The sequence below is a fragment of the Aeromonas enterica genome (genome assembly GCF_054052465.1).
This window is the reverse complement of sequence record NZ_JBSTYL010000023.1, coordinates 61,499-75,522: the sequence shown is the minus strand read 5'-3', so window position 1 is coordinate 75,522 and position 14,024 is coordinate 61,499. Positions and strand designations below refer to the sequence as shown.

The 14,024-nt window shown below is 57.6% G+C and carries 12 protein-coding genes; 5 read left to right on the top strand and 7 right to left on the bottom strand.

All coding sequences use genetic code 11. From position 1 onward, the window contains the following. Positions 1 to 143: 143 nt before the first annotated feature. The 5 genes from ACW5XD_RS19485 to ACW5XD_RS19465 all read right to left on the bottom strand — a co-directional run bounded on the left by ACW5XD_RS19485 (position 144) and on the right by ACW5XD_RS19465 (position 4,906). Positions 144 to 332 (bottom strand): hypothetical protein, encoded by a 189-nt coding sequence (locus ACW5XD_RS19485; protein ID WP_080741189.1) that lies wholly within the window; start codon positions 330 to 332, stop codon positions 144 to 146. 58 nt (positions 333 to 390) lie between these two features. Beyond that, positions 391 to 2,322 carry a putative bifunctional diguanylate cyclase/phosphodiesterase gene (locus ACW5XD_RS19480; protein WP_456496299.1) on the bottom strand — a complete coding sequence of 644 codons (1,932 nt, stop codon included), beginning with the start codon at positions 2,320 to 2,322 and terminating at the stop codon, positions 391 to 393. Between the two features lie 23 nt (positions 2,323 to 2,345). Continuing rightward, on the bottom strand, positions 2,346 to 2,843 hold the full coding sequence (locus tag ACW5XD_RS19475; RefSeq protein ID WP_456496298.1) for a molybdopterin-binding oxidoreductase: 498 nt from the start codon (positions 2,841 to 2,843) through the stop codon (positions 2,346 to 2,348). A 95-nt stretch (positions 2,844 to 2,938) separates the two neighbouring features. Then, positions 2,939 to 4,573 (bottom strand): chaperonin GroEL, encoded by a 1,635-nt coding sequence (groL, locus tag ACW5XD_RS19470; RefSeq protein ID WP_456496297.1) that lies wholly within the window; start codon positions 4,571 to 4,573, stop codon positions 2,939 to 2,941. Positions 4,574 to 4,612: 39 nt separating this feature from the next. Next, a complete protein-coding gene (locus ACW5XD_RS19465) occupies positions 4,613 to 4,906 on the bottom strand; it encodes a co-chaperone GroES (RefSeq protein ID WP_005318973.1) in 294 nt (97 codons plus the stop codon). Between the two features lie 182 nt (positions 4,907 to 5,088). Between ACW5XD_RS19465 and ACW5XD_RS19460 the strand changes: the two genes are divergently transcribed. Next, positions 5,089 to 6,492 carry an MATE family efflux transporter gene (locus ACW5XD_RS19460; RefSeq protein ID WP_456496296.1) on the top strand — a complete coding sequence of 468 codons (1,404 nt, stop codon included), beginning with the start codon at positions 5,089 to 5,091 and terminating at the stop codon, positions 6,490 to 6,492. A gap of 24 nt (positions 6,493 to 6,516) precedes the next feature. On the opposite strand, the gene ACW5XD_RS19455 is transcribed toward ACW5XD_RS19460, so the two are convergent. Further along, positions 6,517 to 6,990 (bottom strand): FxsA family protein, encoded by a 474-nt coding sequence (locus ACW5XD_RS19455; protein ID WP_456496295.1) that lies wholly within the window; start codon positions 6,988 to 6,990, stop codon positions 6,517 to 6,519. A 451-nt stretch (positions 6,991 to 7,441) separates the two neighbouring features. Here ACW5XD_RS19455 and aspA point away from each other — a divergent pair, with 451 nt between their 5' ends. The 3 genes from aspA to ACW5XD_RS19440 all read left to right on the top strand — a co-directional run bounded on the left by aspA (position 7,442) and on the right by ACW5XD_RS19440 (position 11,614). Continuing rightward, positions 7,442 to 8,884 (top strand): aspartate ammonia-lyase, encoded by a 1,443-nt coding sequence (gene aspA / locus ACW5XD_RS19450; protein ID WP_042872601.1) that lies wholly within the window; start codon positions 7,442 to 7,444, stop codon positions 8,882 to 8,884. 127 nt (positions 8,885 to 9,011) lie between these two features. Further along, a complete protein-coding gene (locus tag ACW5XD_RS19445; protein ID WP_456496294.1) occupies positions 9,012 to 10,331 on the top strand; it encodes an anaerobic C4-dicarboxylate transporter in 1,320 nt (439 codons plus the stop codon). Positions 10,332 to 10,531: 200 nt separating this feature from the next. Beyond that, a complete protein-coding gene (locus tag ACW5XD_RS19440) occupies positions 10,532 to 11,614 on the top strand; it encodes a porin (protein ID WP_456496293.1) in 1,083 nt (360 codons plus the stop codon). A gap of 64 nt (positions 11,615 to 11,678) precedes the next feature. On the opposite strand, the gene mdtH is transcribed toward ACW5XD_RS19440, so the two are convergent. After that, a complete protein-coding gene (gene mdtH, locus ACW5XD_RS19435; RefSeq protein ID WP_456496292.1) occupies positions 11,679 to 12,872 on the bottom strand; it encodes a multidrug efflux MFS transporter MdtH in 1,194 nt (397 codons plus the stop codon). A gap of 209 nt (positions 12,873 to 13,081) precedes the next feature. Here mdtH and ACW5XD_RS19430 point away from each other — a divergent pair, with 209 nt between their 5' ends. Further along, a complete protein-coding gene (locus ACW5XD_RS19430; protein WP_456496291.1) occupies positions 13,082 to 13,981 on the top strand; it encodes a LysR family transcriptional regulator in 900 nt (299 codons plus the stop codon). Positions 13,982 to 14,024: the final 43 nt, after the last annotated feature.

Genomic DNA, 14,024 nt, shown 5'->3' with positions numbered 1-14,024 from the left:
GGCGCAGGATGCTGGAGCGTTACGGAAGGGGAGTAAATATCAAAGCGTGTTTGCATGAGGCGCTGGGGCACCCCATGCAACACGTAATTGGAACATAGCCATAAAAAAGCCCCCATCGACGGATGAGGGCTTTTTCATTAGGGTCAGACGCGAATATCGATTTTACTTCCCAGTGTGGAGCTGGCCGATGTCGCTGCGGTCGGGGCTGATTGAGCAGCCGTCTGGAGCAGTTTCAATGCGGCTTCACCATCCTGGGTTTGCTGTTTTTTGGCCAGACTGGCTGTCAGCAAAGCAGAACCAAATGACGTTGATGCAGAACTAGATATATCCATGGTGTACCTCCTGCCCTAAGACTATCGGCCATCTTGGGACATACATAAGCTATTTTGGCTAAATTAAATACGCCTTGGCGGGTTGACGCCGCTCCAGCCACTGTTCTTCCATCTCCAGTAGGGTCTGATATACCTTCTCTGCCTGCTCGGGACGGCTGAACAGATATCCTTGGCCATAGAGATGAATGTCCGTAAGGGTGCGCAGCACATCAAGCTGGGCTTGGGTTTCTATCCCTTCACACACAAGGCTTTTGCCCAACATTGAGCCCATGCGGCAAATGTTGGCGACCAGTTCCGAGGCTTCTATCGAAGTATCGATCCCCTGAATAAAGGAACGATCTATCTTTACCTTGCTGACCGGCAGTTTCTGCAGATAACTGAGAGAGGAGTAGCCGGTACCAAAGTCATCCAGTGCCAGCTGCACCCCCTGCTGATTGAGATCCTGCATCAGCTGCAAGGAGTTTTTCACCTCGCGCATTGTGGTGTCTTCCGTCACCTCCAGCACCAGGCTGACAGCCGGAATATGGTGATCCATCAAAGCCTTGGCAACCAACTTCAACAGGTTGCGCTGGTACATGCCGGGCGAAATGTTCACACACATTTGCAGATCAACCAATCCAAGCTGCTGCCATTGATAGAGTTGCTCACAGGCTGTATTCAGCACCCAGCTGCCCAGCTTCTCTGCCAGCTGGAACTCTTCCGCCACCTGGATCACCTCATTGGGCGGAATGAAGCCCAATTCCGGGTGACGCCAGCGCAGCAAGGCTTCAACCGCTTCACAGCGGCCACTTTCAAGGTTGACGATGGGCTGGTAATAGAGCTCGAGAGCGTTGTGCTCAAGCGCCATGATCATGTCACTTGCCAAATGCTTGCGACGCGCAGTTTCATTGAGCAGCGAATTGTCATAGATGACATAGGGGACATGGGTCTTGCGGCAGTGAAACAGTGCCTGTTCGGCGCGGCTGAGCAGCTCCTGAGTCAGTTTGCTGTCCATCGGGAAGAAGGCGATACCGATCCCCACCTCCAGCCGAAACGGGTAGTTGTCGATGATGATGTCCTGCTTGAGCGCGTGCAGCAGGCGGGCGACCAGCTCCCTCACTTGGCGCAGGTCACTGCCCTCGCGCTGGATCATGGCAAACTGATCGCCCCCCAGACGAGCCACCCACTCCCCATTTTCACACAAGCTGCGGATACGCTTTGCCAGCTCCTGCAGCAGGAGGTCACCCGTGTTGTAGCCAAATTTGCTGTTGATGTCGCGAAAATCGTTGATATCCACCAGCACCAGGCCGAACGGTGTCTCTTTGGTTGCGTACGCTTCCATTTTCTCTAGCAACGCCAAGCGGTTGGCCAGCCCGGTCAGGGGATCTACTCGTGCCGCACGGAAGTGGCGGCGAGCCTCACGGATCAGCAGACCACTGAGCAACATCACCGACAACACCAGCCCGGATACCATGAACAGCAAGGCATTGCGCAGCTGGCCGAAACGCTTGTCATTGCCCGAGTAGACATTGATGTTCTTTTGCATGACAGACGCGAGGGAGTAAGAGAGAGGTTCCTGCAGAGGTGCCAACCGCATCATGATCTGCTGATAATCCGGCGTACCCGATTTCAGATTGGTAATGTTGGACTCCATCTCGCGGATATTGCTTTCGATCAGTTGTACCAGCCGCAGGGTCTTCTGCTTGTCTTTCATGCTCTGGCGCAGCTGGCCACTGAGCAGGATGGGCGTGCGGCTCCAAAGGATGTCGTAACGCAGCATCAGGGTATCGTGATCGATACCGCCATAATGGTAAACCTCAACCGAGTTGAGGAAACGCCCCAACTCCAACTGCAGTTGCATCAGGGCCCAGGAGACGTCATAGGTATACTTCTCCATCACTCGAGTCGCATTCTGTATCTGCACGAGGCAATAGAGAGTACTTCCCGTAAACAACAGGATGGACAGGTAAAGAACGACAAGTAAAGGCCATGCCTTGGTCTTTGCTTTCACTCATACTCCCGCAAGCCGCAATATCAATGTTGAACATCAATTGAATTCAGTTGCCAGATCATCATGTCGGTAAACTCTGATCTTTTCAGTTCCGGATACTGATCCAGCGGTAGGATAAACCAAAGCGGCCCCTTATTCCGTACCCGCATGGTGACCCCATCATCCTGCCAAGCCAAGATCGGATCATATTGCCTGACCTTATCCCAGTTGATCCGGATCTGAAAACTGTTCAAGGCGGTCAGGGTGATGGCCTTGCCATCTGCTCCAACGGCGGCCAATACGTCGGCCAGCTTGGGCCCTACATACTTGTGTGGTTTGTCGACCCAAGGGTTGCCTGTCACTATCTCGTGCTGTGGCAACGCCTTGAGCATGGCCAGATCGAAGGCAACAGCCCCTTCGGTCGCCTCGGCGGGCATCACATTACCGGTCACCTTCAGGATGACGGTTCCCTGCGGCTCCTCCAGTGCCATGGCTGGCATAGCCAGAGAAAACAGTAATGGAATCAAACCCAGTACACGCATACTCACCTCAGATAACGTCGCTAACAATAGACTCAGTTTAGTCGCCATAAAAAAAACGGCTCGCAAAAGCGAGCCGTTTGGTAACCGGGACTGAATTACATCATACCCATGCCACCCATGCCGCCCATGTCAGGCATGGCAGGGGTATCTTTCTTCGGCAGCTCGGTGATCATGCACTCTGTGGTGATCATCAGGCCGGCAATGGAAGAGGCGAACTGCAGCGCAGAACGGGTCACCTTGGTCGGGTCCAGGATACCCATGGCCAGCATGTCGCCGTACTGTTCGGTGTAAGCGTTGTAACCGAAGTTGCCTTCACCATTTTTCACGGCGTTGGCAATGACGGAGGCCTCTTCACCAGCGTTGATGACAATCTGACGCAGCGGAGCTTCCATGGCGCGCAAGGCAACCTTGATACCCACGTTCTGATCTTCGTTGTCACCGCGCAGATTGGCCAACTTGGCCGCAACGCGTACCAGCGCAACACCACCACCGGCAACCACGCCTTCTTCTACGGCAGCGCGAGTGGCGTGCAGGGCATCGTCAACACGGGCTTTCTTCTCTTTCATCTCGACTTCGGTGGCAGCACCGACCTTGATCACGGCAACGCCGCCAGCCAGTTTGGCCACGCGCTCTTGCAGCTTCTCACGGTCATAATCGGAAGAGGTCTCTTCGATCTGCTGACGGATCTGGGCCACACGGCTCTCGATCAGGGCAGCATCACCCACGCCATCGATGATGGTGGTGTTTTCTTTGGTAATGACGATGCGCTTGGCGCGCCCCAGATCTTCCAGAGTCGCTTTTTCCAGCTCCATGCCCACTTCTTCGGAGATCACGGTACCACCGGTCAGCATGGCGATATCTTGCAGCATGGCCTTGCGACGGTCACCGAAGCCAGGTGCCTTGACGGCAGCCACTTTCACGATGCCACGCATGGTGTTGACCACCAGGGTCGCCAGCGCTTCGCCTTCCACGTCTTCGGCAACGATCAGCAGCGGCTTGCCAGCTTTGGCAACGCCTTCCAGCACAGGCAACATCTCGCGGATGTTGGATACTTTCTTGTCAACCAGCAGGATGAAGGGATCATCCAGCTCGACGGAACCGGTTTCCGGCTTGTTGACGAAGTACGGAGAGAGATAGCCGCGATCGAACTGCATGCCTTCTACCACAGCCAGCTCGTCGTCCAGGCCCTGACCATCTTCAACCGTGATGACGCCATCACGGCCGACTTTGTCCATGGCTTCGGCAATCAGCTTGCCCACTTTCTCATCGGAGTTGGCGGAGATGGTACCCACCTGAGCGATGGCATTGTTGTCGGCACACGGCTGGGACAGCACTTGCAGCTCGGCAACGGCCGCGATAACGGCCTTGTCGATACCACGCTTCAGATCCATCGGGTTCATGCCGGCAGCAACGGCCTTCAGGCCTTCGTTGACGATGGCCTGAGCCAGTACGGTAGCCGTGGTGGTACCGTCACCGGCGGCGTCGTTGGCCTTGGAAGCAACTTCCTTGACCATCTGGGCGCCCATGTTCATGAACTTGTCTTCCAGCTCGATTTCACGCGCAACGGAGACGCCATCCTTGGTGATGGTCGGGGCACCGAAGGACTTGTCCAGTACCACGTTACGGCCTTTCGGGCCCAGAGTAACCTTGACGGCATCGGCCAGGATATTTACGCCTTCCAGCATCTTGATGCGGGCTTCGTTGCCAAACTTGACTTCTTTAGCTGCCATTTTCTTCAATCCTTAAATCAATTCGGGGAAAAGGGTGGATTACGCTTCGACAATCGCCAGGATGTCGGTCTCGGACAGGATCAGTACATCCTGACCATCCAGCTTCTCGGTCTTCACACCGTAGCCTTCGTTGAAGATCACCTTGTCACCAACCTTGACGGCGAGGGCTTTGACGTCGCCATTGTCCAGAATTCGGCCAGTCCCCACGGCAAGTACTTCACCACGGGTGGACTTCTGGGCCGCAGTACCAGTCAAGACAATGCCGCCAGCGGATTTGGCTTCAGCTTCGATGCGCTTGATGATGACGCGGTCGTGCAGTGGACGAATTTTCATCGATAACTCTCCCAAAATGAGTCTCTGTGTTGCTTTGAGGAATGGCCATTCCTGGCCAAATTAGATATGTCTCTGATGTGGGGCGTTTTTGTTAACCCTTCAAGGGCAAATACAAAAAAAATATTTTCACGTACTATGAATATCTTCGATGGATCGCTCGTGTCCCGGTCAGGAAACCGGATTTGCGCTGCCCGCAGCCAGAACACACTTCGCCAGATGCAAGAGACGAGACCTTGACCCGACCCAATCCCATGCTGACTGCCCCCATGACCTCCGTGTTGCTGCGCATGACGGGTCCCATGATCCTCGGCATCGTCGCCATACTGGCGTTCAACCTGGTCGATACCTTCTTCATCGGCATGCTGGGCACCCAGGCTCTGGCGGCCATCAGCTTCACTTTTCCAGTCACCTTCGTAGTGACCTCGCTGGCGATGGGGCTGGGGGCCGGGCTCTCGGCAGTGATAGGTCACGCGCTCGGCCAAGGCAGGCATGATGAAGCCGCCCGCATCACCACCGACAGCCTGTTTCTCGCCGTCGTGCTGGTCACCCTGCTCTCTGTACTGGGCGCCCTCACCATACAACCCCTGTTCCGGCTGCTCGGTGCCAGCGACCCGCTGATCGGGCTCATCTACGACTACATGCTGATCTGGTACCTGACCGTGCCCATGCTGGTGCTGCCCATGGTGGGCAATGCCGCCATCCGCGCCACCGGGGATACCAAGACCCCAAGCCTGGTAATGGGAGTCGCGGGGCTGGTCAACGGTGTGCTGGATCCCCTGCTCATCTTCGGCATAGGCCCCTTCCCCGAATGGGGGATCCGCGGGGCAGCCATTGCCACCTCGATCTCCTGGTTGATGGCCATGCTGGTCAGCCTCTATATATTGCGCCATCGGGAAGGCTTGCTGCTGTGGCGTCTTTCACCCCGGCCAAAACTGTTTGCTCACTGGCGCGCCTTGCTGCACGTGGCAATACCGGCCTCGTTTACCAACATGCTCAACCCGCTGGCCAATGCCGTACTGATGACCATCTTCGCCGGGCTGGGGACGGAAGTGGTCGCCGCCTACGGCGCCGCATCGAGAGTGGAGGCCTTGCTGCTTATCGTGATGATGGCGCTCTCCTCCGTGCTGGCCCCCTTTATTTCTCAAAACTGCGGAGCCGGCAACCCGGCCCGCGCCAAGGCGGCGCTGCAATTTTGCATGCGCTTCGCCCTGTTGTTCCAGCTCGGCATCTACGGCCTGACCTGGCTGCTGGCACCGCTCATCGCCAACCTGTTCAGCGCTCACCCGCAGGTGGTGCGCCTCATCGTTCTTTACCTGCATCTGGTGCCCATCGGTTACGGCTTCCAGGGCATGGTGATGCTGCTGGCCTCGGCACTCAACGGCGTCAGGGCCTCAAGCGTCTCGTTTCTGTTCAACGGGTTGCGACTGTTCGTCTTCTTGCTGCCAGGGGCCTGGCTGGGAGCTGAGCTGGGGGGAGAACAGGGGGTCTATCTGGGGATACTGCTGGCCAATCTGGCGGCGGGCACACTGGCCTGGTGGTATGCCCGCCACCGCTTCGAGCGGCTGTGCCATCAGGGAAAATCCTGACAGACACGGTTTCAATACTGCGATTTATTCTTTACGTTCAAATTCGCCTTCTATGGTGGTCCCGCCACGATTGACCTCGCCCGGTCGTTCTTCCGGGCGTGCCTCGAATGGAGGCCGCTGTGCCTGAAAACCGCCCATCTGCATCCTGAACTGGCCGCTGCCCACCAGCTTGTCGGCCAGCTTGTTGCGCAGCCAGGGCTGCAACAGCAGGATACCGAAGAAATCGGTCACAAACCCCGGGATGATCAGCAGCAAGCCTGCCAGTGCCAGCATCATGCCCCCTATTACCTCGCGGCCCGGCATCTCGCCCTGCTGCATCTTTCGCTGCGCATTGAGCAGGGTCTTGATCCCTTCACTGCGCACCAGCGACGACCCGAGCACGGCGGTCAGCACCAGCAAGCCGACGGTTGGCAAGGCGCCAATCACTGAGCCCACCTCGATCATCACGGTTAGCTCGAGCAGCACAAGACCGACCAACAACAGAAATAACTTGCCCATAACAACCTCGGTGCGGGTGAATTTGAATGAATCTCTGGTCTGTTGCAGCCAACGGGATCATGTTGCTGCCAACCCACCATGGTGTAGGTCCCTGAAGATCAAAATGGGGGTGTCCTCTCGTTTTTCAAGTCTGAAGGGTGATAGCGCACCGTATATTCAGAAAAACCGGCATGATGGACTGTGATTGAAGTCCTTGTTCTGTCAAAGTAAATCGTTCGATTGCAATATCTGTTTAATGACCACAAGTTATTTGAGGTTGTCTCAAATTTAGTGATCCAGGTCTAATATCAGATACCTCAATTGGGGTAATATCGACACCAGTATTTAAGGGAGCAAAAAAGCCCCCAACCGCCCCACTCGATGTGTGGTGCTTCAGGATGAGCCGTGCGTAAGGAACTCGCGACCACTCGGTGAGGATCGTTTCCATTTATCTGATTTCTGAGGCATTACAATGAGCGACATCAAGAACGTCCGCATTGAAGAAGACCTGCTGGGCACCAAAGAAGTTTCCAATCATTTCTACTACGGTGTGCACACCCTGCGCGCTGTCGAGAACTTCAAGATCAGCTCTCAGAAGATTTCTGACGTTCCGGAATTCGTCCGCGGCATGGTACTGACCAAGAAGGCCGCCGCGATGGCTAACGGCGAACTGGGCACCATCCGTCCTGAAATTGCTGACAAGATCGTAGAAGCCTGCGACCTGATGCTGAACACCGGCAAATGCTTCGACCAGTTCCCGGTCGACGTTTATCAAGGTGGTGCCGGCACTTCCGTCAACATGAACACCAACGAAGTACTGGCCAACATCGCTCTCGAGATCATGGGTCTGGCGAAAGGCCGCTACGACGTCATCAACCCGAACGATCACGTCAACAAATGCCAATCCACCAACGACGCCTACCCCACCGGTTTCCGCGTTGCCGTGGTGAACAGCACAGACACCACGCTGCACGCGCTGGAAGCACTGATCGCCGCCTTCGATGCCAAGGCCAAGGAGTTCAAGAGCATCCTGAAGATGGGTCGTACCCAGCTGCAGGACGCGGTTCCCATGACCCTGGGTCAGGAATTCCACGCCTTCGCCGTCACCCTGCGTGAAGAGATCAAGTCCATCAAGCGTTGCCAAGAACTGCTGCTGGAAGTGAACCTGGGCGCGACCGCCATCGGTACCGGCCTGAACACCCCGCCCGAGTACTCAGCTCTGGCCATCAAGCGTCTGGCCGAGATCACGGGTCGTGCCTATGTGCCGGCAGAAGATCTGATCGAAGCGACCTCCGACTGCGGCGCCTACGTGATGCTGCACGGCGCCATCAAGCGTCTGGCCATGAAAATGTCCAAGATCTGTAACGATCTGCGTCTGCTCTCCTCCGGCCCGCGCACCGCACTCAAAGAGATCAACCTGCCGGAAATGCAGGCGGGTTCCTCCATCATGCCGGCCAAGGTCAACCCGGTTATCCCGGAAGTGGTCAACCAGAGCTGCTTCAAGGTATTCGGTAACGATGTAACCATCACCTTCGCCGCCGAAGCCGGTCAGCTGCAGCTGAACGTCATGGAGCCGGTGATTGGTCAGGCCATGTTCGAATCCCTCAGCCTGATGGAAAAAGCCTGTATCTCCCTGCGCGAGAAGTGCGTCGAAGGCATCACTGCCAACCCGGAAATCTGCATGAACCACGTGCTGAACTCCATCGGTATCGTGACCTACCTGAACCCCTTCATCGGCCACCACGAAGGGGATATCGTCGGCAAGATCTGCGCCCAGACCGGCAAGAATGTCCGTGAAGTCGTGCTGGAACGCGGCCTGCTGACTGCCGAACAGCTGGATGAAATTCTCTCCATCGAGAACCTGATGAACCCGCAATACAAAGCCAAGCGCTACACCCGCGAAGCCACCGTATAAGCGAGCAAATGGGCCGGGTTCATCCCGGCCCATAAAGTCAGTTCCCGATCGGCCTCACCCAGTCCCATCGGGAATTGGCTTTTCTGCCAAATAAAACCTAAAAAAACTGGAAAATGGAGTGTTCACTATGATTGTTATCGAGTTACTTGTCGTGCTCGCCGCTATCTATCTGGGTGCCCGGATAGGCAGTATCGGTATCGGCTTTGCCGGTGGTCTGGGTGTGCTGGTGCTGACCTGGGGCCTGGGGGTACAAATTCCGAGCGACCAGCTGGTCACCTTCATCCCTTGGGACGTGATCATGATCATCGCGTCCGTCATCTGTGCCATTGCCTGTATGCAACTGGCCGGTGGCATGGACTACCTGGTGTCGCTGGCAGAAAAGGCCCTGCGCAAAAACCCCAAATACATCACCTTCGCCGCCCCGATTGTCACCTATCTGATGACCATGCTGGCCGGTACCGGTCACACCGCCTTCTCCACCCTGCCGGTAATCGCCGAAGTGGCCAAGGAACAGGGCATTCGTCCTTCCCGTCCGCTCTCCATCGCGGTTGTCGCCTCCCAGATCGCCATCACTGCCTCCCCGATCTCCGCGGCAGTGGTTGCTTTCTCTGGCATGTTGGAGCCGTTCGGTGTCGACTACCTGACCCTGCTGGCCATCTGCATTCCGTCCACCTTCATCGCCTGTATTCTGGGCGCCTTCATTGCCAACATGATGGGCAAACCGCTGGAGCTGGATGAAGTCTATCTGGAGCGCAAAGCCAAGGGGCTGATCAAGCTGCGCGGCACCACCAAGCTGGAGCTGAAGCCTTACGCCAAAGTTTCTGTCTGGATCTTCATCGCCGCCATCGTGGCCGTCATGGCCTATGCCACCGCCATCTCCGGTAAAGTGGGCCTGATCACCACCCCGCCAATCCCCCGTGATGGCGCCATCATGGGCATCATGCTGGCTGCTGCCACCATCATGACCCTGGTCTGCAAACTGGACGCCACTCAAGTGACCAACATGCCGACCTTCAAATCCGGTATGTCCGCCTGTATCTGCGTGCTGGGTGTGGCCTGGCTGGGCAACGTCTTCGTAAAAGGCAACATGGACACCATCCAGCTCATCGCCGGAGATCTGCTGAACCAGTACTCCTGGCTGCTGGCCGTGGTGCTGTTCTTCGCCGCCATGCTGCTCTATTCACAAGGCGCTACCACCAAGGCTCTGATGCCGGCCGCACTGGCACTGGGTGTCAGCCCGCTGACCGCCATCGCCTCTTTCGCGGCCGTGAGTGCCCTGTTCGTGCTGCCGACCTATCCGACTCTGCTGGCAGCGGTCGAAATGGACGACACCGGCTCCACCCGTATCGGCAAGGCGGTATTCAATCACCCCTTCTTCATCCCCGGTACTGCAACCATCGCTTTCGCCGTGGCGCTGGGCTTCTTCTTCGGCGGTCTGATGCTCTGATCAGCATTTCATGCCATAAACTCTCAAACGGCCCGCTCTGGGCCGTTTTTTACGCCCCGTTTTTGCGTCAAATCATTAATTAATCCGCGTGCGCTTCAGTTTCTATCAAGGTTCACAGATCTACTCTGGGTTATCGGAACAGAAACCGATCAACAGGGCCGAGCACAGGTCCGACAGTGTTTACACCAGAGGAACGAACAATGAAAAAGACAGCATTGACTATGGCTATCTCCAGCGTACTGCTGGCCGGTGGTGCCCAAGCCGCTACCGTCTATGACCAGAACGACACCAAACTCGAGATCGGTGGCCGTGCTCAAGGCATGTACTACGGTACCGATGAGAACGATTCTAACGACGCTGAAGGTGACCAGAGCTACCTGCGTCTGCACTTTGCCGGCGAGACCAAGATTGCCCCCGAAATGCAGGCCTTCGGCTTTGCCGAATATAACCTGCCGGCCTCCGGTTCCGACAACGACGAGCTGCGTTATGCCTACGCCGGCATCAAGCACGATCGTTTCGGTGCCTTCAGCTATGGCCGTCAGGATGGTCTGTTCACCAAAGCCGTGAACAACTACACAGACGTGCTGCCAGAATGGGGCGGTGATGGCCTGGGTAAAGACACCGAAGTGTTCGGCACCGGCCGTACCAATGGCCTGGCCCAGTACATCTACACCTATCAGGGCCTGACCCTGGGTGCCCAGTTCACCGGCAACAACGATCCACAGAATGCTGATCGTTCCTCCACGTCTTGGACTAAAGGTTCTGCCGAAGGTTTCGCCGTGTCCGCCAATTATGACTTCGACATGGGCCTGAGCCTGGGTACCGCCTACAACCAGGCAGGCAAGACCGACGAGCAGGCTGCCAACGCGACTTTCGGTGGCGATACCGATGCCAAACTGTATGGTGTAGGTGCCAAGTACGCCGTCGGCGACCTCTACCTGGCCGCCACCTACTCCCACGGTGAAGACCACATGTACGTCAGCACCTTCAACGGCTATGCCGAGAAGATGGATGGCTACGAAGCCGTTGCCCAGTACACCATCGGCAAGTTCAAGCCGTCTCTGGCTTACCTGCGTACCGACGTGAAGGACAGCGCTCACAATATCGATGACACCGCCACCGAATACGTTTCCATCGGTGCCTGGTACAACTTCACCGACAACTTCAACGCCTACGTTGATTACAAGATCAACCTGTTGGACGAAGTGGGTTCTACCAACATGAATACTCTGGGCAAGAACACCGACGACGTGGTCGCCGTGGCCCTGCAGTACAACTTCTAAGTCTTCCCTGAATTGCCTACTGTATTTTTTACCGGCCGCCCTGCGGCCGGTTTTTTATTGCCTGTCAGACGTTGACCCGCGCCAGGCTCGGTTCGCGGTGAAAGCAGTTCACCAGCAGTAGCAAGGTCGTCACGCCGACCGTCCCCAACACCAGCCAGGGCAACCAGGGCTGCCCCTGCAGATGGGCGTGGTCATGCAAGGCACCGCCTCCTACGTATCCTGTCATGCCCCCCAGCGCCAGCCCCAGCCGACTGAAGCCCATATAACTGCCACGCGCCCCCGGTTGCGCCAGCTTGGTCATCAGCGTCTCCCGTGCCGGCTCGGCGATGACGATCCCCAGATAGAAACAGGCCAGCAGCATGAAGACAGCGGACAGCGTTGTGGCAAACGCCACCAGCCCTATGCCGGCCGTCATCAGCAATACGCCGACCATCAGCCGACTCTCCAGCTTGAAGTGTCGCTCTCCATAGCGCGCCAGCGGATAAAGCAGCGCCAGCGAGATGGCCGTTTCCAGGGTATACATCCAGCCCACCGCCGTAGTGCTGCCCGCCATCTGCTTGACCAGAATGGGGAAGATCAGCATCACCTGCACCCAGAGCGCGTAGTAACCACTGAGGATCAGCACCAGCCGACAGAAGGCCTTGTCCGCCAGCACCTGGCCGAGGCCGGCCCGGATCGGCGTCGGTCGCTGGGAGAGCTTGTAGGGAGGCAGGATCAGCAGGTTGCACAGGGCCGCGCAGACAAACAGCCCAGCCCCCAGCAGGCAGACATACTCGAAGTCGAAATTGAGCAGCCAGCTGCCGAGCAGGGCCCCCACCACGGCGCCCGCGCTCTCCAGCATCATCAGCAGGGAGATGTAGCGACCCCGCTCCCGCGGCCGGGTGAACTTGATCACCAGAGCGGCCCGTGGCGGATCGAACAGACAGCCGCCCAGCCCCGAGATGATGCAAGAGAGGATCAGCTCCAACCCGCTCTGGGCATAGGCCAGACTGGCGAATCCTGCGGCGCGCAGCAACATGCCGCCTACTATGAGTGGCCGGGCACCGAACTTGTCCGCCAGTGATCCACCCAGTACCCCCAACCCCTGCTGGGTCAGTTGACGCAGCCCCAGCGCCAGACCGACCACCCCGGCCGCCCAGCCAAGCTGGTCCACGAAACGCAGACTGATCATGGGCATCACCACGAAAAATCCCAGGATCACCAAGAGGGAATCCAACGCCAAAAACCACCGCCCCAACCGCCTCGCCCGCTCCACCATGACTATCTGACCCCTGCTTTGCTAATGACATCCAACTCGCTCGTTTCATCATCCGGATGACGCCGTCGTCAAACCGGGTCAAGGGCGACTGTAAGTCCCTGACCTGCCATGGCAATATGCCAGTGCACAACGATTGAGACTGCTATTCTGGGAGGGCGCCAGATATAGTGGTAGCCGACAACTGCCTATATTTCATATTGGATTACCTTATGGCTATGACCCTGGATGACTTGCAATTACTACTGGATGTGGTCAATCGCGGCAGCTTCAGCAAGGCGGCAGCTGTGCGCGGCTGGTCGCAACCCATGGTCAGTCAGCGGATCGCCGTGCTGGAACAGGCGCTGGGACAACCCCTGTTTCGCCGCCACAGACGCGGTGCCACACCGACCCCGGCCTGCGAGCAGTTCATGCCTGCGGCGGCGGCGGCCCTCACTGCACTGGAAGGGGGCCGGCTGGCCATGCAGGGTGCGCCGGCCTTGCCCCGCATCAAACTATCCTGCCTACCCTCCCTGACCACTGTGGTATTTGGCCCTCTATTGCTGGCACTGGTCGACGAGACCTTCGAGATCCGCTGCAACACGGATCACTCCGGCATCATCATGCAGGAGCTGCTGACCGGTGAGACAGACGTCGGCTTCATCCTCAAGTGCCCCGCCATCGCCGGCATCCAGCTTGAGCTGCTCTACCGCTCTCCCATCATAGCGGTGGCCTGCGCCACCCATCCGCTGGCCGGGCGGCAGGGCCTGACCCTGCAGGACATAGCCAATGAGCGGCTGGCCCCCCAGCAATGGGGCACTGGCTGCGACGAGCTGATCCTGCAACTGCGACTGCTACGCCAGGTGGCGAGCCCGCTGCACGCCATCCAGCCTGCCAGCGCGGCGCGGGAGCTGGCGCTGGAGCACGGTTTCATCACCCTGATGCCGGCGCTCGCCATCAGCCGGGATCTCGAGTTTGGCCGCCTGGTCCAGCTGGATGTGGTGGATCTGCCGCCGGATCACTGGGATGTCATGATGGCCTGGCGCAGCGGCAAGCGACCCAACCCCGCCAAGGAGCGGGTGCTGGAAGCCGCCCGCACCCTGGCCCGGCGCTGGGCGGGTAAATCCGCATAAAAAAAGCGCCGGACAAGTCCGGCGCCAAACGCTAAGTCACATC

Coding starts and splice junctions, on each gene's coding strand:
- aspA (WP_042872601.1), top strand. CDS start 7,442: ATGAGCGACATCAAGAACGTCCGCATTGAAGAAGACCTGCTGGGCACC.
- ACW5XD_RS19430 (WP_456496291.1), top strand. CDS start 13,082: ATGGCTATGACCCTGGATGACTTGCAATTACTACTGGATGTGGTCAAT.
- mdtH (WP_456496292.1), bottom strand. CDS start 12,872: ATGGTGGAGCGGGCGAGGCGGTTGGGGCGGTGGTTTTTGGCGTTGGAT.
- ACW5XD_RS19445 (WP_456496294.1), top strand. CDS start 9,012: ATGATTGTTATCGAGTTACTTGTCGTGCTCGCCGCTATCTATCTGGGT.
- ACW5XD_RS19455 (WP_456496295.1), bottom strand. CDS start 6,990: ATGGGCAAGTTATTTCTGTTGTTGGTCGGTCTTGTGCTGCTCGAGCTA.
- ACW5XD_RS19440 (WP_456496293.1), top strand. CDS start 10,532: ATGAAAAAGACAGCATTGACTATGGCTATCTCCAGCGTACTGCTGGCC.
- ACW5XD_RS19475 (WP_456496298.1), bottom strand. CDS start 2,843: ATGCGTGTACTGGGTTTGATTCCATTACTGTTTTCTCTGGCTATGCCA.
- ACW5XD_RS19485 (WP_080741189.1), bottom strand. CDS start 332: ATGGATATATCTAGTTCTGCATCAACGTCATTTGGTTCTGCTTTGCTG.
- ACW5XD_RS19465 (WP_005318973.1), bottom strand. CDS start 4,906: ATGAAAATTCGTCCACTGCACGACCGCGTCATCATCAAGCGCATCGAA.
- groL (WP_456496297.1), bottom strand. CDS start 4,573: ATGGCAGCTAAAGAAGTCAAGTTTGGCAACGAAGCCCGCATCAAGATG.